At 39.4% G+C, this 19,542-nt stretch carries 18 protein-coding genes and 1 pseudogene; 8 read left to right on the forward strand and 11 right to left on the reverse strand.

Features of this window, described 5'->3' with window-relative positions; all coding sequences use genetic code 11:
* Positions 1–59: 59 nt before the first annotated feature.
* The 3 genes from fdhA (at position 60) to mnmA (ending at position 3,795) form a co-directional block, all read left to right on the forward strand.
* The gene (fdhA, locus tag KZC02_RS22250; protein ID WP_221390699.1) at positions 60–1,250 is read left to right on the forward strand and encodes a formaldehyde dehydrogenase, glutathione-independent; all 1,191 of its coding nucleotides are present in this window, start codon (positions 60–62) and stop codon (positions 1,248–1,250) included.
* Between the two features lie 262 nt (positions 1,251–1,512).
* Positions 1,513–2,556 (forward strand): hypothetical protein, encoded by a 1,044-nt coding sequence (locus tag KZC02_RS22255; RefSeq protein ID WP_221390700.1) that lies wholly within the window; start codon positions 1,513–1,515, stop codon positions 2,554–2,556.
* Between the two features lie 135 nt (positions 2,557–2,691).
* Entirely contained in the window at positions 2,692–3,795 is a 1,104-nt protein-coding gene (gene mnmA / locus KZC02_RS22260) for a tRNA 2-thiouridine(34) synthase MnmA (RefSeq protein ID WP_221390701.1), read from the forward strand.
* A 70-nt stretch (positions 3,796–3,865) separates the two neighbouring features.
* On the opposite strand, the gene KZC02_RS22265 is transcribed toward mnmA, so the two are convergent.
* The 7 genes from KZC02_RS22265 to KZC02_RS22295 all read right to left on the reverse strand — a co-directional run bounded on the left by KZC02_RS22265 (position 3,866) and on the right by KZC02_RS22295 (position 11,322).
* Positions 3,866–5,533: a M64 family metallopeptidase gene (locus tag KZC02_RS22265; RefSeq protein WP_221390702.1), complete on the reverse strand. Its 1,668-nt coding sequence runs from the start codon at positions 5,531–5,533 to the stop codon at positions 3,866–3,868.
* Between the two features lie 55 nt (positions 5,534–5,588).
* Positions 5,589–6,071 (reverse strand): hypothetical protein, encoded by a 483-nt coding sequence (locus tag KZC02_RS22270; protein ID WP_221390703.1) that lies wholly within the window; start codon positions 6,069–6,071, stop codon positions 5,589–5,591.
* A gap of 172 nt (positions 6,072–6,243) precedes the next feature.
* Complete coding sequence (gene rlmB / locus KZC02_RS22275) at positions 6,244–7,023, reverse strand: 23S rRNA (guanosine(2251)-2'-O)-methyltransferase RlmB (protein ID WP_221390704.1); 780 nt, start codon at positions 7,021–7,023, stop codon at positions 6,244–6,246.
* Positions 6,999–8,294 carry a GWxTD domain-containing protein gene (locus KZC02_RS22280; RefSeq protein ID WP_221390705.1) on the reverse strand — a complete coding sequence of 432 codons (1,296 nt, stop codon included), beginning with the start codon at positions 8,292–8,294 and terminating at the stop codon, positions 6,999–7,001. The genes rlmB and KZC02_RS22280 overlap by 25 nt, the downstream gene beginning before the upstream one ends.
* A gap of 72 nt (positions 8,295–8,366) precedes the next feature.
* Positions 8,367–9,257, reverse strand: a complete 891-nt coding sequence (locus tag KZC02_RS22285) for an SDR family oxidoreductase (RefSeq protein ID WP_221390706.1) — start codon at positions 9,255–9,257, stop codon at positions 8,367–8,369.
* A 128-nt stretch (positions 9,258–9,385) separates the two neighbouring features.
* Positions 9,386–10,198, reverse strand: coding sequence for a crotonase/enoyl-CoA hydratase family protein (locus tag KZC02_RS22290; protein WP_221390707.1), 813 nt, complete (start codon positions 10,196–10,198; stop codon positions 9,386–9,388).
* A gap of 203 nt (positions 10,199–10,401) precedes the next feature.
* On the reverse strand, positions 10,402–11,322 hold the full coding sequence (locus KZC02_RS22295) for an aspartate carbamoyltransferase catalytic subunit (protein WP_221390708.1): 921 nt from the start codon (positions 11,320–11,322) through the stop codon (positions 10,402–10,404).
* Between the two features lie 255 nt (positions 11,323–11,577).
* On the opposite strand from KZC02_RS22295, the gene KZC02_RS22300 reads away from it, so the two are divergent.
* Positions 11,578–12,024: a transcription elongation factor gene (locus KZC02_RS22300; protein ID WP_221390709.1), complete on the forward strand. Its 447-nt coding sequence runs from the start codon at positions 11,578–11,580 to the stop codon at positions 12,022–12,024.
* Between the two features lie 11 nt (positions 12,025–12,035).
* Here KZC02_RS22300 and KZC02_RS22305 read toward each other — a convergent pair whose 3' ends face one another.
* On the reverse strand, positions 12,036–12,752 hold the full coding sequence (locus KZC02_RS22305) for a YebC/PmpR family DNA-binding transcriptional regulator (RefSeq protein ID WP_221390710.1): 717 nt from the start codon (positions 12,750–12,752) through the stop codon (positions 12,036–12,038).
* A 174-nt stretch (positions 12,753–12,926) separates the two neighbouring features.
* Here KZC02_RS22305 and KZC02_RS22310 point away from each other — a divergent pair, with 174 nt between their 5' ends.
* Both KZC02_RS22310 and KZC02_RS22315 read left to right on the forward strand, forming a co-directional pair.
* Positions 12,927–13,403, forward strand: a complete 477-nt coding sequence (locus tag KZC02_RS22310; protein WP_221390711.1) for a GNAT family N-acetyltransferase — start codon at positions 12,927–12,929, stop codon at positions 13,401–13,403.
* Between the two features lie 399 nt (positions 13,404–13,802).
* Positions 13,803–14,759: a methylenetetrahydrofolate reductase gene (locus KZC02_RS22315; protein WP_221390712.1), complete on the forward strand. Its 957-nt coding sequence runs from the start codon at positions 13,803–13,805 to the stop codon at positions 14,757–14,759.
* Positions 14,760–14,905: 146 nt separating this feature from the next.
* Here the strand turns inward: KZC02_RS22315 and KZC02_RS22320 are convergent.
* Positions 14,906–15,225 (reverse strand): annotated as a pseudogene (locus KZC02_RS22320) (heavy metal-binding domain-containing protein).
* Positions 15,226–15,448: 223 nt separating this feature from the next.
* Between KZC02_RS22320 and KZC02_RS22325 the strand changes: the two are divergent.
* Positions 15,449–16,024, forward strand: coding sequence for a nitroreductase (locus KZC02_RS22325; RefSeq protein ID WP_221390713.1), 576 nt, complete (start codon positions 15,449–15,451; stop codon positions 16,022–16,024).
* On the forward strand, positions 16,024–17,001 hold the full coding sequence (locus KZC02_RS22330; RefSeq protein ID WP_221390714.1) for an ABC transporter ATP-binding protein: 978 nt from the start codon (positions 16,024–16,026) through the stop codon (positions 16,999–17,001). Before KZC02_RS22325 ends, KZC02_RS22330 begins: the two co-directional genes overlap by 1 nt.
* Positions 17,002–17,009: 8 nt before the next feature.
* On the opposite strand, the gene KZC02_RS32595 is transcribed toward KZC02_RS22330, so the two are convergent.
* Positions 17,010–17,621, reverse strand: coding sequence for a DUF5686 family protein (locus KZC02_RS32595; protein WP_255636949.1), 612 nt, complete (start codon positions 17,619–17,621; stop codon positions 17,010–17,012).
* A 16-nt stretch (positions 17,622–17,637) separates the two neighbouring features.
* Positions 17,638–19,524, reverse strand: coding sequence for a DUF5686 and carboxypeptidase-like regulatory domain-containing protein (locus KZC02_RS22335; RefSeq protein WP_255636950.1), 1,887 nt, complete (start codon positions 19,522–19,524; stop codon positions 17,638–17,640).
* Between the last annotated feature and the right edge of the window lie 18 nt (positions 19,525–19,542).

The raw sequence follows: 19,542 nt of genomic DNA on the forward strand, positions 1-19,542 counted from the left end.
AACATATTGAGTTTTCTGGTCCTGAAATTTAATTATTATCAACCTTTAAAACATTTATTATGTGCCAAAATCATGGAGTAGCTTACATTAAACCGGGTGAAGTGGAAGTTCAGGAAATTGAATACCCTAAACTGGCAATTGGAGACAGGAAATGTGATCATGGTGTAATTTTAAAAATTGTTTCTACCAATATCTGCGGGAGTGACCAGCATATGGTTCGTGGCCGTACCACTGCTCCGTCGGGATTGGTTCTCGGCCATGAAATTACGGGAATTGTTCTTGAAGCTGGAAGAGATGTTGAGTTTATAAAAGTCGGTGACCTGGTTTCCGTGCCGTTCAATATTGCTTGCGGACGATGCCGGAATTGTAAGGAAGGCAAAACTGGTATTTGTTTGAACGTAAATCCCGCACGCCCGGGAGCTGCCTATGGATATGTGGATATGGGTGGCTGGGTAGGAGGGCAGGCCGAATACGTGATGGTTCCTTATGCTGATTTCAATTTACTCAAATTTCCTGATAAAGATCAGGGAATGGCTTATATCAAAGATCTGACTTTATTATCTGATATTTTTCCGACCGGATATCATGGAGCAGTAACTGCCGGAGTAGGACCGGGTTCTATTGTGTATGTAGCCGGAGCGGGGCCGGTTGGTCTGGCATGTGCAGCTTCGTGTCATTTGCTGGGAGCAGCAGTTGTTATTGTAGGTGATATGATTCAGGAAAGATTAGACCAGGCAAAAAGTTTTGGTTGCGAAATTATAGATCTGACAAAGGAAACGCCACTTGAACAAGCAATTACGGAAATTATTGGTATACCGGAAGTAGATTGTTTTGTGGATTGTGTAGGTTTTGAAGCAAGAGGGCATGGTGCCAATGCAACAGAAGAAAGGCCGGCAACAGTACTGAACACCGCCATGGCTATAACAAGGGCAGGAGGTGCAATTGGTATTCCGGGGCTATATGTAACCGGCGATCCAGGTGCGAAGGACAAAGCCGCACAGGAAGGTAGCCTGAGTATTCGAATCGGGTTAGGATGGGCGAAATCGCATTCTTTTTATACGGGCCAATGTCCGGTAATGAAATACCATCGGCAGTTAATGAATGCTATTTTGTATGATAAAATTAAAATTGCCAAAGCAGTAAACGTGGAAGTAATCAGTTTGAAAGATGCTCCAAGAGGTTATAAAGATTTCGATAAAGGTGCAGCCAAAAAATTTGTGATTGATCCGCACAGCATGATTATGAATTAGTTTGCGGATTTTTATGTAATTTGGAAAGGGCATTCGGAAATGATTTAAGCGTTGAGTTAGGGGAGGATGGCGCCGGGTTTCACAGTGGTCGAGCCATTGCTTGTATTGTCATAGCAATATGCTTATCTGCGAGTATAAGTGCATACCACGGCAGACTGTTAGTAGCAATTCCAGCAACGGCATAAAATAGTGGAGTAACTCCTTAATTAACTCATTTCAGAATTGCCTTTTCTTTTTTACAGTTTATTGTTGTTTGATTCGCATGGAAAACGGAGATGTTAAAATATTGAAGAAGAAGCCGATTTATCCGGTCAGTTCAGAATTGAGAAAGTACCTTCGCTTGTATCAGAGAGATGCTAAACTGCCGGTAGGTTATTATGATCTGCTTAATTATTACGAATCATTCCCGATTTCTGATAAAAATGGAAAAGACACACTTTGGGAAAGTCCCCTTTATCCTTCACACGAAATAGACAGACTGCACAACGGCCTGAAAAAAGCTTATGCCATATTGAAAGCTTCGGGAAATCTTCGCATTGTAGAGCACAAATATATTGAGCGAATTGATTATTGCAAATTTGGCAACTCCAATCCGTTTCGTATCAAAATTGTAAACCGGCTGAATGATATTTACGATTATTTTTATGTCAAGAAAGCCGATGCTTCAAGGATTTATGGATTGGAACTCGAAGAGATTTTTTCTCCCAATCAGGTAAATTATCTGGTAGATGGAGATACCCTGATCGAAGAGCACATTGCAGGGATTCCGGGTGATGTATTTGCACAAACCAGGCTTGGACATACAGATTATAACCCGATACGTATAGCCAAAGAGTTCGTTAAATTTAATGAACGCTGTATGATCACACTTTTAGGAGACATGCGATCCTATAATTTTGTTATGCAGATCACCCCTGATTTTGATGATTTCCAGTTTCGACTGAGAGCTATTGATTTCGACCAGCAGTTTTACGAAGGAAACCTGAAAGTATATATGCCGCAATTTTTTAAGGAAAATCTGCCTTACGTTGAGTTAGCCATGGAATATCTGACGGATAAAACGGTGCTGCAATATCAGCAGGAAGAACAGTCATCCATCATGTATCAGGCAAGAAGTGAGAGATACCGTTTAAAGGAACTTCGTGATGTGTCAAAAAAAGATAAAATTTCTACTTCCGAAAATATACACCAGCTCAGTTCGGGCCTGGCAAAACATTACCACGATGCAACGTATGATCATTGCGAAAGTATGACCGATATTATTGAACTGAATATTAAAAATGTGATACGGCAGGTGAATGCGTAAGGAGAATGATGTTTTAGTTTTGTCAATAATTATAACTTATGCCTACCTTTACGAAACTATTCAGCTGATACCAGCTGTTAAGCAATTTCAAATTAACCAAAATCGGAAGGCATTCAACCTTCGCAGATTCCGAATATGAGTAAACACGGAAGAATATTAGTCGCCATGAGTGGCGGCATCGACAGCTCTCTCGCAGCTGTAATGTTGCACGAACAAGGTTATGAAGTCATTGGTATGACTATGAAAACCTGGGATTATGCAAGCAGCGGAGGCTCCAAAAAAGAAACAGGCTGCTGCTCACTTGACTCTATCAATGACGCCAGAAGCATTGCCGTTGAACTCGGTTTTCCCCATTATATTCTGGATATCCGCGCTGAATTCGGAGATTATGTAATTGATCATTTTACGGGTGAATATCTGGAAGGCCGTACACCAAATCCATGTGTTTTATGCAATACGCACATCAAATGGGATGCACTTTTAAAACGTGCTGATCGTCTGGACTGTGAGTCCATTGCAACGGGACATTATGCAAATATGCAGTTTAATGATGGCCGTTATTACGTTTCAAAAGGAATTGACAGCTGGAAAGACCAGAGTTATGTACTTTGGGGCGTTTCGCAGGAAAGTCTGAGCCGGACCAAACTTCCATTGGGCTATTTACATAAAACAGAAATCCGTGAAATGGCGCGTGAGCGTGGTTTTATTGATCTGGTCAATAAAGCAGAAAGTTATGAAATTTGTTTTGTGCCCGATAACGATTACCGTGGCTTTTTGAAAAGGCGTATTCCCGGACTGGAAGCGGAAGTAGCTGGTGGGAATTTTGTGTATGAAGACGGAACAATTGTTGGAAAACATGAAGGTTATCCGTTTTATACAGTTGGCCAGCGTAAAGGCTTGGGCATTGCTTTGGGACGGCCTGTTTTTGTTACTGAGGTACGAAAAGATACCAATGAAGTAGTCTTGGGCGATTTGCCTGATCTTTTCCGTGATGGAATGGTGGTTGGCAAATTGAACTGGCAAAAATATGAAGGCCTTACAAAACCATTGGAGACAGTAACAAAAGTACGTTACAAACATGACGGAACACCTGCACTGTTGTTACCTGATGAACCGGGAAAAATAAAAGTACATTTTCATGATGGCGTAAATGGCATTGCTCCCGGACAGGCTGCTGTTTTTTACGAAGGGGACGATGTAGTAGGAGGTGGCTGGATTATGAAGAATTTCCGGCAATAAATCCACAAATAAAATGATGGAAGGGTTGAAGTCCATTTTTAATCTTCAGCCCTTTCATCATTTTATGAATTTAGTTAATGATTATCTTTTTTATTTCTTCCGCTCCGCTGTTGCTGAATATTTTCATTAAATATATTCCACTTTCCAAGGCAGCAGTTTCTATTGAAGCTTTTTGCTTATTCCCGATATCCACTTTCAATACAGGAGTTCCGGCTAAATTAATCAGTTCAATTTTTGAAACCGGGTAAGGCGATTGTATATTTATTTCAGCATTCAAAACCGGATTAGGATAGATTGATACCAATCCGTCTCTTTCTATTAGTGCTGCTGATATCCTGCTATAAGCAAATGTCAAGTCGGTATCAATCATTTTTAAGCGATAATACCAGATAATTCCCGGGCTTGCTGACTTATCTAAAAAAGAATAAGAATTTCCGGCTTGATCTTTACTTTTAAATTCTGCCAGATATTGAAAATCTTCTGTTGGGTTAGAGCTACGTTCTAGTTCGAAATGATCAAACTCCTTTTCTTCGGCAGTTTTCCATTGAATCAGGATATTTTTCTTTTCAAACACTTCGGTTTTAAAAGAAACCAGTTTAACCGGAAGAGGCGAGGAAATAATATTCCAGGTTACGGAATTGGTACTATTATGGGAATCACTATGATTGTCTATTTTGAGAAGATCCGATATGTCATCGACTGTTGCTGTTAAAACATGAGCTCCCGAAGATATAGCATTTTGATTTATGGCAACAAACTCACTATTTTCTTCAATAACAACATTATCAAGCTTCCATTGTATTTTCAAAGTATTTGGTATTGGCTTGATCAAACGTGTGAATTTAAAATTCAAATATTGGCTGCCCGAATTTTGAACCGGAGCATCGGAAGCCGGGGTATATTCGATGACAGGGGATGCACGAACATGAATTGCTTCAATAATTGCTTGTGTACAGACACTGCAATAAGCCGGTCCTAGAAATTCCATTTTGCAGTTGGTGGATGGCTTGTACCATATTGCAGGGTTTCCACTATCGCCATATTTATTAATTCCTACACCGTTAATACCTATCCAATTTTTCCATTTAATCAAAAGAGGGTTTGACTGCTGCGTCATATTTGGTTTTTCGGAGAAATATTGGTCACCAGCATAATATTCGTCAGCCAGGCCAGCAAAAGAATGGCCAAGTTCATGTGCTGCTAATTCGCCCGATAAAATATGGTTGGTAATTGTTGCAAAAGGCCCGCCTGATCCTCCGTAATATGGTGTGTTTGATAATACGACAAAATGGTCATACTCAGGAAAATTATCAATAAGGATACTGTTTAAATTTCCATATTTTGTTGGGGTAACTAATCTGTGAATTCCCGCTATGTCAAATGAGCAGCCAAGCTCACTATCAATAGCGGAAATGGGAACTCCACTCGTAGCACAGTCAGTTGCTGTTTGAGGATGTGTTATACCTGACTGAGCTGAGACAATTTTTATCGCATAAATATTAAAATAATTGCGGTAATTCGACCAGGGCGCCTGATTAAAAAGGTAATTTACAAAGTTGTTTATATCAGTTGTCATCTGGCCTTGCTCTGCACTGGTATAGCCATCTCCAAGAATAACCAAATCAATTAAATCATCTTTATCGCCATTGTTTTGAATCGTTTCAACCGTGTAAATTTGAGCGGAAGCACGAATACACAAAAAAATAACACATATTATAAATAGTATCAGTTTTTTCATAATATTTAAAAGTTAGGGAGAGAACGAGATATTACTAAATGATTAGGCTATAGATTTAAAAGTCGATCAGGCTTATTTTTTTCGTTATAGACTTATTTAAACTTTCACTAATAGCAATTTTTGAAAAACTAGATTTGGATTGAACCCTAACAAAAAAGGACTCTTCTTTCAATGATATTGATTTGGACAATAATTTTTTATTGTCATCCGCAGTGAATTCAACTTGCCTGTATAATGGGTGTTCTATAATTGTTGTGCTCACTAAATTGTCATTGTCATCAAGTAAATCTATTGTCAGGTAATTGGTATATTGAGCAGGTTGAATTTCGTTGATAATATTAATTTTTCCGTTTACTTTCTTCTTACTGATAAGTTCAATAACACTATTTTCAGAATCGGATATTTTAGAGATTTTGAAGTTTAAAAACACAAGCAGACTAACGGGTTCTGCCCCTGGTTTAACAAAACCAGCGCCAGGTTTTTTACTTGCTGAACAGGATATCAGTAAAAGTAAAATACATATATACAGTCTGGACATTTTACTTGTTAAGAAGAGATAATTAACTGGTTTATAAAGGCTAACGTGATGTTGTATGAAACAAAAAAAGACATCCTTTAATATTATAACAATACTATCTTAATTATAGCCAATAAAAAAACCCGTGATTAGTAAGTTTTTACTAATCACGGGTTTTTTTATTAAACGGTATCTAAACAGGTTTTACAACCCGCTGTCTCACTGCTTCATACAATACAATAGAGCTTGCAATAGATACATTCAGAGATTCTACTTGTCCGATTAAAGGGATTTTTGCACCGCTATCTGCCAGCTGAAGAAACTCTTTAGAAATACCATCTTCCTCCGAACCCATTATAATCACTGTTGGAATAGCGAAATCAATATCGTAAAGTGATTTATCCGTTTTTTCTGTACAGGCTACAATCTGCAATCCGCTGTTTCTCAGGTAAAGTAGTGTTTCATACAAATTAGGTTCACGGCAAACCGGCAGAAAATTTAATGCACCTGATGACGTTTTCATTGCATCCGCATTGATTTGTGCGCCACCTTTCATAGGTACAATTAATGCCTGAACACCCGCGCATTCTGCTGTACGGGCAATTGCACCAAAATTCCTGACATCCGTTATACGGTCCAGCAATAGTAATAATGGTACTTTTCCATCTTCATAAACCTGCGTTAGCACATTGTGCAGTGGCATATACTGAATCGGAGACACAAAGGCAACAACGCCCTGATGGTTTTTCCGGGTTACACGGTTCAGTTTTTCAACTGGTACACGCTGGTACGGAACTCCGAGTTCCTTGGCTAATTTTTCAATTTCAGAAAGACCTAACTCTCTTTGAATGAATAATCGTTCGATCTCTTTTCCTGAACGAAGGGTTTCAAGTACAGACTGTGTACCAAAAACCATATCGGCCTGGGACTGTCTTGGGGCGGGTTTTCTTACCGTATAGTTCCGTTTCTCCATGCTTCTACTACTGGATACCATATTGGCTGATATTCGGCGTACCGGACCAGCTCATAATGATCATCCACAAATTGATTGTTTCTTCGATTAAATGTAAAATTGACATTCTGGGCATTACCGCGCTGATCGTATGTCCAAACTTCGCGGTCTTTGCTGCGCTGCACTTTATCAGGTGGGCCTAACACTATGTAGATCATTCCCTTATCTGTTTTCCATCCTTCTTTATAAGTTGTAAACAGTTGGTTGGCTTCTTCGACTCTGCCATAAAATGAACGGATGGACTGTTGTGCCAGTGGTGCGTTTCCGTTCATTAACGTTAACCAGTATTTGTCAAGCGCTTTTTTATAGTTTTCTGCCTTTTTTATTTCATTTACTTCATTGTTGGTGCTCATATAAAGCAATGGGCCCAGCAATATTTCCGGATTTGTAATTTTAGGATAGCGTTCATTGACTACCAGCAAACCCATACCTTCCGACTGCGTTGTATCGGAGAAAATATTATACAAACCTTCTTTTTCAAACCGCAGGTTTTCGTTGGTATTTATGGTAAACGAACTGTCAATGTCTAACGATTTTGATACAGTTTTAGGTGCAGTATTCATCGGTGAACCAGCTGCTTCAAAACTGTGCGCATAATAATACACATGCAATTTATCGTTTCCTTCGGTAAGACGTTTAACAATAAATGGCTCGGTAGAATTGATATAATGTCTTTGTAAAGGCTCTGGGCTTGCGGCAGTGTAAATTCCGTATACTTCGCTGGTAGACTGCTTTTTGAAACGGATCGTTAAATCATTCAGTACCTTCTTTAAAGTTCCTGTCTGGCTGATTTCACTTAATAGAACGCCGTAATCTTTGTTCGGGCTTTTTACCTGAAAACTGATCACAATCTTATTTCCTACTCTGCTGACATTAGATGCGTCCAGTTTTACATTTCCATATCCCTGTCTGTCACGCGTTCCATAATCAGAATAGATGACATAATTCAGATTATAAATTTTGGAAAAATCTTCGGCAGTAATCGGGTTTTTTCCTCTGTAAGCATCTACGTACAGGTAAACATTTACCTGCGATGTGTCTTTTATCAGATATTTACTTTGTATGGAAACCAGTGAAGGTTCTTCGGCAACTGATGCAGATTGCTGCGACTGCTGATTAGATGGATACACCTTGGCTTCGGGTATTGACTTAGGTGTGTTATTGGAGGAAGCACATCCTGCAATAACCAGTGCTGACAGTAAAGAAAGGTATATTCGTAATGTCGTTTTCATATACATGTTTTCATCATTTGTCAAATAACGAATGAACGGGCAAAATTACCCAATAAAAACGGAAGAAAATTATTATTCTGATTTCTTACTCTCCCGATTAGCATTTTTTATCTGATTTCCGATAGCGTCCCACTGCTCATCCGACACTTCTTTAAGAAAATTAAACTGTCCGGCCGCCAGTACTTCACCGCCATCCAGAGTGATCACTTCGCCCGTCATATATGCTGAAAAATCTGAGATCAGATAAGCCGCAAGGTTCGTTAATTCCTGATGATCACCAACGCGTTGTAACGGAATTCGATTTTCAAAAGAAAACTTTTTAGCCAGTTCTTCTGGAAAAAGTCTGTCCCAGGCACCTTTTGTAGGGAATGGGCCGGGTGCAATGGCATTCAATCTGATACCATGGTCCGCCCATTCAAATGCAAGAGATTTCGTCATTGCTAACACTCCGGCTTTGGCCATGGCAGACGGAACAACCCATCCCGAACCTGTCCATGCATATGTTGTGGAAATATTAAGGACATTTCCTTTAATTTTATTTTCTATCCAGTACTTGCCAAGAGCCAGTGTAAAATAATATGTGCCTCGTAAAACGATGTCAACAACTGTATCCACTGCTTTATACGATAATCTTTCAGTAGGACTGATGAAATTGCCAGCCGAATTATTGACCAGCCCGTTTACAGAGCCAAATTTTTCAACGGCCCTGGCAATTACATTTTCAATCTGGTCTGTTTTTCTGACATCACACGCAATTGCCAGCACTTTTCCACCAGTTTCTTCTTCCAGTTCTTTTGCAGTATTTTCCAGTACTTCAAGCCTGCGGCTGCAAATCACAACATTAGCACCTAATTTTAGAAAGTAGGTAGCCATTGATTTGCCCAAACCGGTTCCACCGCCCGTAATAATGATTGTTTTAGTATCCAAAGCTCCGTCACGAAGCATTCCTTCACTGTATTGCATATGATGTTCTCGATTTGTTGTAAAAGGTTACTGTAAAAGTATAGGTTGAAAATGTGAACGGTCGAGAGGTTAAGGTAAGAATTCAATAACCCTTTAACCCTTTAACCCTTTACCCATTAACCTCATTTCTAGTTTCGAAAGAAGGCTTCTTTTTTTTGCAATTGGGCTTGAAATGCTTCATTTAAATCTTCCGAAAGCAGCATGGCCGCGTTCCATGTGGCCATGTAATTCAACCCGTCTGCAATGGAATGATCTCGGCTATAATTTAATATATGTTTGGTCCCACGGATTGAAATGGGAGATTTTGCAGCAATTGTAGCCGCTATTTCAAAAACAGATTTCATTAAATTTTCACGATGATCGAAACACTGATTAACCAATCCAATTTTCTCAGCTTCTGTTCCTGATACATTTCTTCCTGTAAATGCCAGTTCACGCATAATTCCTTCAGGAATCAGTCGTGGTAAACGCTGCAAAGTTCCCAGGTCTGCCACCATTCCCATATCTATTTCCTTAATCGTGAAAAAAGCATCTTCACTTGCATAACGCATATCGCAAGCACTGATCAGGTCAACACCAGCACCTATGCAGCCACCTGAAATTGCAGCTAATACGGGTTTACTACAATTTTCAACAGACGAAACACTGGCTTGCAAATTCAGGATTAATTTACGAAGGTTCTCCCGTTTACGCGCTTCATCCCGCTCTTCCGAATTGGTTACACTAAACAATAAAGTAAGATCAATACCCGAGCAAAAATGTTTTCCTTCGCCACTTAAAACAACAACCCTGATTTCTTCATTGGAATCAATCTCTTCAAAAACAGAACGTATTTCTTTCCATCCCAGATCATTTATCGCATTGGCTTTCTCTGGTCTGTTAAATTTTACATGCGCTATATTTTTCTCAATTGTAAAAAGCAGGGTTTCTTGTTGTTCCATGATCTTTGATGATCTGTTTCCTGAAATAAGTCTTAGTGAACATCCTTATTGTTATGCATGCATAACAATAACAAAGATATGATTTTGTCTTTATTAATTTTGAGTTAAAAAAGAAACGTTTCTTGGAAACACCAGCGCCGTAACGAAAATGAAGCTACCGCTAAGAAAAAGGAGGTCGTAATATTAGATTTGATTTTATAAAACTATTGCTGAGCAAGCAGATACAAAACGGCCATTCTTACCGCCACGCCGTTTTCTACCTGGTTCAGGATGATGGAATGTTTGGAATCAGCTGCATCAGAGGTTAATTCTACTCCGCGGTTGATAGGGCCTGGGTGCATCAGGATAATTTCTTTATTCAGATCATCCAGCATTTCTTTGTTAATCCCGAAATAAAGCGAATATTCACGAAGGGAGGGAAAATATTTAATCTGCTGTCTTTCAAGCTGTATACGCAATACATTTGCTACGTCGCACCATTGTAATGCTTCTTTTACATTGTGCCCGATCTTTACTCCCAGTTCCCCCAAATGTTTAGGTATTAGTGTAGCAGGGCCACACACCATTACTTCGGCGCCAAGTTTTTGCAGGCAAAAGATATTAGATAAAGCGACTCTTGAATGGGTAATATCTCCAATAATTGCAATTTTTTTACCGGTTAAATCACCCAGCTTTTCACGCATTGAAAATGCGTCGAGCAAAGCCTGCGTCGGGTGTTCGTGTGTGCCGTCGCCGGCATTGACCACATTGGCAGGAATGCGGGTAGAAAGATAATGCGGAGCACCTGGACTGCTATGGCGCATCACGATCATATCTACCTTCATGGCCAAGATATTATTGACTGTATCCAATAGTGTTTCCCCTTTTGTAACTGAACTCCCGGAAGCGGAAAAATTAACTACATCAGCAGAAAGGCGCTTTTCAGCAAGTTCAAAAGAAAGCCTGGTACGGGTAGAATTTTCGAAAAAAACATTGGCAATAGTGATGTCCCGCAGGGAAGGTACTTTCTTGATAGGACGGTTAATAACTTCCTTAAATTGAGTTGCCGTATCTAAAATTGTGTGGATATCATTCTCGTTCAGGTTTTTAATTCCAAGTAAGTGCCGGACCGAAAGTTTTGTCATTGCGAATGTTCAAGAAGTTTGGCAAAGATAGTAAGGATGGGGCAATGAGAAAACAGAAATGGTATTTTCTTAGGAAATTCAATTTTGGGAACCTGAAAAACTTGTATGGTTTTAAATCCGGATTCTTCCCATTTTCTTCGTATTGTCATTAAATATAATCACTTACGTATCTTTGGACTTTTATCAATATAAAAATCACAGGGAATCTGGATTTTGGTTTAACTTTATAAACCGGACTTTGGAAATTGTAGTAAGATGAATAAATCAGGATTAATAGTTTATACCAAAGAGCTTTTGGATGAACGTATGCAGGTGGCTTGGGCAGCCATGGAAGCAGCTCAGGAATCGGCAAATGACCAAAGTAAAAGTTCGATGGGTGATAAATATGAAACTTCGCGTTCTATGGGCCAGCTGGACCGCAGTATGCATGCGAGGCAATATGAACAGATCAGACAGGAAAGGTTTTTACTTGACAGGATCACTGGCAACGAGTCGTCTGGAAGAAGCGCAATTGGTTCATTGCTGGAAACAACGGCGGGCTGGTTTTTTATTTCGGTCAGCCTTGGGGTTATAAAATTTGAGGATGAAACTGTTATAGTGGTTTCATCCTCATCACCGGTTGGAATTTCTTTGTTAGGAAAGGAAAAGGGAAGCGTTTTTCGTTTTCAGAATAAAGATCAAAAGATACTTTCAGTCAGTTAACTCATTAACGGTTAAGCCATATTGTGATAAACGCGCTGAACATCATCGTCATCTTCAATTTTCTCAATTAGCTTTTCTACCTCTGCGATTTCTTCTTCGGATAATTTTTTGGTATCACCTGGAATACGCTCGAAATCTGCTTCTACGATTTCGAAGCCGTTTTCTTCCAGGTAATGCTGTAGCGTACCGAATGCAGTAAATTCACCATATATATTGATCTGATTCGTTTCTTCGTCTAAAAATACTTCTTCGCCGCCGAAATCGATCAGTTCAAATTCCAGTTCTTCAACGTCCTTAGAACCATCATTTTTGACTTTGAAAATACATTTTCTGTCAAATATAAAATCAAGCATACCCATTGTTCCCAGACTTCCACCCAGTTTATTGAAATAGCTTCGGACATTGGCAACAGTACGCGTTGGGTTGTCTGTTGTACTTTCTACCAGGATAGCAACACCATGCGGGCCATAACCTTCGTATACCATCTCCTTGTAGTCTTCCTGGTCTTTCGACGTGGCGCGTTTGATCGCCCGCTCGACCGTTTCTTTCGGCATGTTGGCTGCTCTTGCATTTTGGAGCAATACGCGAAGCCTTGCATTGGTGTTAGGATCTGCCGTTCCGCCTTTTACAGCCAGAACAATATCTTTACCTATTCTGGTAAAAGTTTTAGCCATTTTGTCCCAGCGCTTAAACATGCGCGCTTTTCTATATTCATAGGCTCTTCCCATTTTTACTAACAGATTATATGTTTTTGTTTTGGATATTTTAGCCTGATTAACGTATTCTGAATTGTTATCCAGTTTGCGTTATTGATCAGCTATTCTTAATTATGTTGCAAATTTATAAAAGTGGATTAGAATCAAACACATAAATCGGAACCTTTCAAGGTCAATTTTTTAAAAATGGAGTTAAAATTAGAGTGGGAGCTTAAAAAGTTCGCTGAACTTTCCAATGAAGTGCTATATCAGTTATTACGTTTGCGAAGCGAAGTTTTTGTAGTCGAGCAAGGTTGTAATTTTATGGATATGGACAATAAAGACCAGAAATGTGATCATTTACTTGGTTGGAAAGATGGCATATTGCTGGCTTATTCCCGGATTGTACCAACAGGGGTTTCTTACGCTTACCCATCTATTGGCAGAATTGTGGTTTCAGGGAAAGGCCGTGGAACAGGTTTGGGAGTCGAATTACTGAATGTTTCAATTGATATACTTGAAAAAATTTATGGGAAAACAAGTATCCGGATTGGTGCACAGCTTTATTTGAAAAAGTTTTACGGATCATTCGGTTTTGTACAGACCGGTGACATTTACCTGGAAGACGGTATTGAACACATAGAAATGACACGGATTGAAGCTTTTCCTGATTCATTCTGCTAGATGCTACTTGTGTAGAAGCTTTTCCCTTTATTGGCGAAATAGTAAACACTAACAGGATGTATAAAGGGGTACGATTTGTTATTCACAGGATTCTACCATTAATTCTTAACATTTTATTTACATTAAGCCGATAAAACTCTCAATTCAGTTGCTCAATAGGAATAAGTTTAATACTTTGGCACAGAATTTTAGTTATTAGTATTCAGTCAAGCAAAATGTTGTCGCGATCTGACGCCCTGTCAGAATTCCTTCAATGTTTTTGACGAACACTGATAGAGGAGGGTTTACGTGGAATGGCTTACTGTAATGCGGTAAGCCATTTTTTTGTGCTTTACAAATTGTTTTGGTTGGTAAAATGGTGTTCATTTGTAAAATTTTTCCGAATACCAGAGTTTCTACATGACAAAAGTTACCGATTTTATTAGTCGCTCAGAGGGTAAAACATTATTTTCTATTGAAATTATTCCGCCGGTTAAAGGTCAGAACATCAATGAGTTATTTAACTCGATTGAGCCTTTGATGGAATTTAAGCCACCTTTTGTTGATGTTACGTATCATCGGGAAGAACTCATTGACAGGGTTAATCCTAATGGTGTAATTGAAAGAATTCCGGTTCGTAAAAGACCCGGGACAGTGGGAATATGTGCAAGGCTGATGGAACGGTTCCATGTTGACGCGGTACCTCATGTCATTTGCGGAGGATTTACTAAGGATGAAACAGAGGATGTCCTGTTTGATCTTCATTATTTGGGTATTGATAACGTGCTCGTTTTACGCGGAGATCCTGAAAAATCGGCTGGTATTTTTAAAGCAAAAAATGGCGGGCATACTTACGCTTCCGAACTGGTAACGCAGGTTAGTAATATGAACAAAGGGATTTTGTTAAATGCTGAAACAGAAACACATCCCACAGATTTTTGTATCGGTGTAGCCGGATATCCTGAAAAACATATTGATGCGACCAACTTCGATACTGACTATGAGCATCTGCGTAAAAAGGTAGAACTAGGAGCCAATTATATAGTGACCCAAATGTTCTTCGATAATCAGAAATATTTCACATTTGTTGAAAGATGCCGTGCAGAAGGCATTACCGTACCGATTATTCCGGGGTTAAAACCTTTGGCGACAAAAAAACAGCTTACAATTCTTGCTGATATATTCCACCTTGAATTTCCGGAAGATTTAAAAAAAGAAGCATTATCACGCGCCACTGACAAAGAAGTACGTCAGGTAGGAATAGAATGGGGAGTTCAGCAATGTAAAGAATTGCTGGCCTACGGAGTTCCGGTTTTACATTTTTACACCATGGGCAAATCAGATAATGTCGGGCAAATCGCAAAAGAGATTTTTTGATAAAACTTTTTGAAAAATTGAATATGTAAGCGGTTTACCACGGTTGAATATTGAACATTAAAATTCAATTAGCGAATTAATGATCAATATTCAACGCTTAATATGCCATGTTCATCCTCCCTGGACTGAGGATCAGAGGCTAATCTTTACTCAATATTTACCGCTGTACCATTTGCACTAACCATCAGCATGGATCCGTTGCTGCCAATGGTCTCAAAATCCAGGTCGACACCAATGATGGCATTGGCACCTAATCTTTGTGCCTGATCCATCATTTCACGCACTGCAATACTTTTGGCTTCCCGCAGGCTTTGTTCATAAGCCCCTGAACGGCCGCCGACTACATCCCGGATCCCTGCCATAAAATCCTTTATTAAATTGGCTCCTATTATAGCTTCGCCATTTACCAGTCCAATGTATTTAACTATTTTTTTCCTTCGATATTAGATGTTGTAGTAACGAGCATAGGGAGACAGGATTAGAATTTATTTGTTAAGCGGTACAAGATAAAATATTTTAGAAGACGGATTCATACAATTCGTGCTCAATGGTGTTAATTGTCAACTATTGGCATTTAATGATTATAAGTGTAAAAGTTAATCTAACTTTTACGTCTTGCTTTTGCCATGCAAGTGGCAACCATTATATTCGTTAGTTTTACAGCATATTATACTTGAAATTAATTATTAATGGAGAATTCAGCAGAGATTATTACCAAAACCATTCGCAACCGCCGGAGTATATTTCCACCCAGCTATATAGAAAAAGATATCCCCAAAGAAATTATCAATACCATACTTGAAAATGCCAATTACGCCCCAACACATAAGCTCACTGAGCCCTGGCGTTTTATTGTTTTTAAAGGTGAGAGCCTGAACAAACTGGGCGGGTTTTTCTCTGAAAGATACAGGCAGGTTACTGCGCCTGAGTCCTTTTCACAAGCGAGATACGACGCTGCAAGTGAAAAAGTTTTGAAATCCAATTGTGTAATAGCTATCAATGTGGAACTTCATTCCGACAAAATTCCGGAATGGGAAGAAACAGCCGCTGTTGCCTGTGCTGTTCAGAATATGTGGCTTACTGCAACCGCTTATGGTATTGGATCTTATTGGAGCAGTCCTGGTATATTAAAAGAACTTGGGCAATTCCTTAATCTGGAAGAGAACCAGAAATGCCTCGGATTATTTTTTATGGGCTATCACGATGCACCGGAAGCACCAGCACGACGTACTCCTTTTGAAAACAAAGTGACCTGGGCTGAATAATGGGAAAACAAAAGTTCACCCTGCGTGCTGAGGCGGTTTCTAAAAATTTTGGTATTACTTCTGTTTTGTCAGCAATTGACCTGGCTCTACCTGCGGGTGAATGGCTTGGGATATTAGGTGAAAGCGGCTCGGGAAAAAGTACATTACTCCGTATCCTTGGCCGGTTTTTGGATGCAGATCAGGGAAATGTATATTTTAACGGGGATGTGCTGCCTCCGGTAAGCGGCGAACTTATTCCCGGGCATGAATCGATTAAGCTGATTCACCAGGAATTTGAATTGTTTCCTAATCAGACTGTTGAGGAAAATATTGCTTATTCTTTGCGTTTTTACGATCGCGAATACAAGAAGGAAAAAGTTGAAGAATTATTGCAGATTACCGGACTGGGTTATGTGAGAAATCAAAAAGCAAAATTGTTGTCTGGCGGAGAAAAGCAGCGGACTGCTATTGCCAAATCACTGGCCGAAGAACCGGATGTGCTGTTACTGGATGAACCTTTTGCGCATTTGGATAATCATAACCGCAGAGTATTAGCAGATGCCATTGAAAATTTGCGGCAGCAGCAGAAAATGAGCTGTATTTTCGTTACACACGAAGCCTCCGATGCATTGGCCTGGTCGGACAGAGTTGCAGTGCTTCAATTTGGAAAAATTATCCAGATTGGAACACCTCAGGAAATTTACAATCAGCCTGTTAATAGTTATGTGGCCGAACTTACAGGAGATATAAACTGGCTTGCAGGAAATGTTCAGAACAAAAAAGCATTTATACGTCCTGAGAAAATTAAAATAACCAAAAATCCTGAAAAAAGTAAATGGTATGGAACGGTAGATGCAATCCGTTTTCATGGAAACCACTGGGAAATCAGATGTACCAATGAAGATGGTTTACTTTCGTTTTACAGAAACAGGAAAGACCTGGAAGTAGGTGATATGGTGCATTTAACGTATGCAGCAAAAGATCTGATGCATGTTTAATGTAATATTTACAAGCTGAACCAGAAAGATATTTTAACAGCGAAAGGAGTTACCTGAGGGTTTTTGAGATAGGTAAGCCTGTGTATAAAATCAATTCTGCCGAACCTGAATATATTATCAATGCCGTAACCAAGTTCAACATAAGGAACGCGGTTCAGGCGGTTAAAAGTTTGTAATTCATTTCCTGCATCGTCTACCGAGGAAGTCAGTGCCAGGTTTTCATTACTTACATCTCCATAAAATATTTTTCCTGTTGCCAGCATACGCCATTTCAATTTCCTGATCGCCGGAATACGGTTAAACAGTAATCCCTCAAAATTATGTTCCATGCGTAACTGAATATAGCGGTCGCTGATAAATTCGAAATAATTCATCAGGTTAAAAGCATTGTCAACATAAAACAAGGATTCATTTCCCAGTGGCGTATACAGCAGCGGGTAAGGAACAGTAGAAGGTATATAACCCAGAGTAAGATTGTAGTAAGTTCTTCCAAGAATTCCGGAACGAAAACTGTGCTTGACGTTGAGGGAAAATTTCTGGTAATTGAAATCACCGGCAAGGAAATTTTTGATACCTGCCGTATATCTGAAAGTAACAGCAGGTGAATTCCCGTTTCCCATACTAATCCTTTCATTGTCATTCTGCAAGGAAAGTTTCTTTTCTTGCCAAACGCAGTTCAAAATTGAGTTCTGTAATGTCAAACGAACTTTTCAGAGGCGATTCTGCACCTTCATCAGGAGTAGTGCGATAAGCAAACGGGAACAAAGGGATGAAATTTCTGTGTCGTAACTGAACGCTTCCGGTTAATCCTTTTACCATTTCACGTTTAAAATAAGCCGAAATATCTTCCTGCCAGTAGGGCCTGCGAAAAGCACCAAATCTTGAAAAAGCGCCAAAAAGTGTATTTGGGCCAATTGTTTCAGCGGAAACGCCCAGCCTTTCCAGATCTTTTGAATAGGAAATACCAGCCATGGTCCATGGTTTTCTGGAAACGATATAATCCATTCCTGCACCGTATTTGAACTCATGGTCACGCGTCCCGTAAGCGCCGTAGCCATTAAAGATCCACTTTCGGCTAAATCCCGGATCTGTCCTGAATCCTAATCTGAAACGATGGCCCTCAACAGCATTGTTGGCATATAAAAATAAATAAGGGCCAATATCAATGTTCCATTTATCCAGTTTTTTGTACCCGTTTACAAAAATATTCAGAATCTCTGTGTACGTTTTGATGACGGGCAAAACCTTTAAAGAATCAACAAGCTGAAAACTTAAAATTTCAGAAGGAGTAAGGGACTCTGGCCTGCTTTTGGCCCAAAAAACAGAATCATGCTGCATGTAATCTTCCATGAGCTCGATACCTGTATCATAAAACTTGTTATCAAGCGGAGAATTGATCTTGTATTTTGAATTGGAAGAATAAAATTTAAGCAGCATTCCGGCTGTTTTTTTAGTGGGTTCATCCACATCTATCAAAACCCGGGTTTTGACCGGAACCCATCTTTTTTCAGTTTCAAAGTAGTCGTAAGATTGCTGGATTTTAATTTTATCTATAAAATTCAGGTTAGCTCTTTTCCCAACACTTACGTCCATTTGCGTAAGCGCAAAACTCTCCCCGTCTACCCAGAATGATCCGCTGAAAGCCAGATCCTGTTCATGCTTTGGTTCAAAATCAATCTGATAATCGTAGCGATTTCCATTAGAAGTACTGTCTGCCAGATAATATTCATAATATACTTTCCAGCTTTCGGCGATGGGAGAAACGAAGTCTTTTTCAAGAATGTTAAGCCAGTTGTTGTAAAAATTATATTGTTGAAAAGAGGAGCCTGTCAATTGGGAAACAAGGCTGCCATCGGTGAGGCCTACACCCGATACTTTGGTCTTGCGGATAATTTCCTTTTTCTTTTTCGGATCATTTCTGTAATAAACATTAGAAACAGATTCTGATATGAAAATCGGTATAACCGTTTCGCCATCTTCTCCTTTCACTTCATCGTATTTGTCTACGATATGAGTCATTTTCTGAATGGCCTTACGCTTCCTGAATTTATCCGAAAGATTATCAATATCAATCTGGATCTTGTTGTAACTCTCATATTCGTAAGCTCCCAGATTATCCTGATTATTTTGCTTTTTGTTGGCCATTATCTTACGCATGATGGCATAAGCAGGGTTTTCTCCGGCAAATATTCTTACTTCCCTCAATTGTAAAGAGCCTGGCATCAGCTGAATATCGATTGTTTGTTCAGCAAGGTTAGGTGCTATTGCTTTACTTTTTGTATCGTAACCTACATAAGTTACGAGCAAAGAGTCTGCCGGAAGAGTGTATTTTAATTGATAGAAACCATCAAAATTGGTAATTGCTCCTGAGGTTGAAGCTTTTACTGCAATATTAGCGAAGGGGATAGGATCACCGGAAGTAGCATCTGTAATCCGTCCTTTAATGATATAAGTAGTTTGGGAATAAGCTTTGGAAAAAAATCCTGCCGCAACAAAAAACAGAAAAAGTAATATTTTGTTCATATTTGATTCATGTCGTGC

The sequence above is a fragment of the Dyadobacter sp. NIV53 genome, assembly GCF_019711195.1.
Taxonomy (GTDB): Bacteria; Bacteroidota; Bacteroidia; order Cytophagales; family Spirosomataceae; genus Dyadobacter.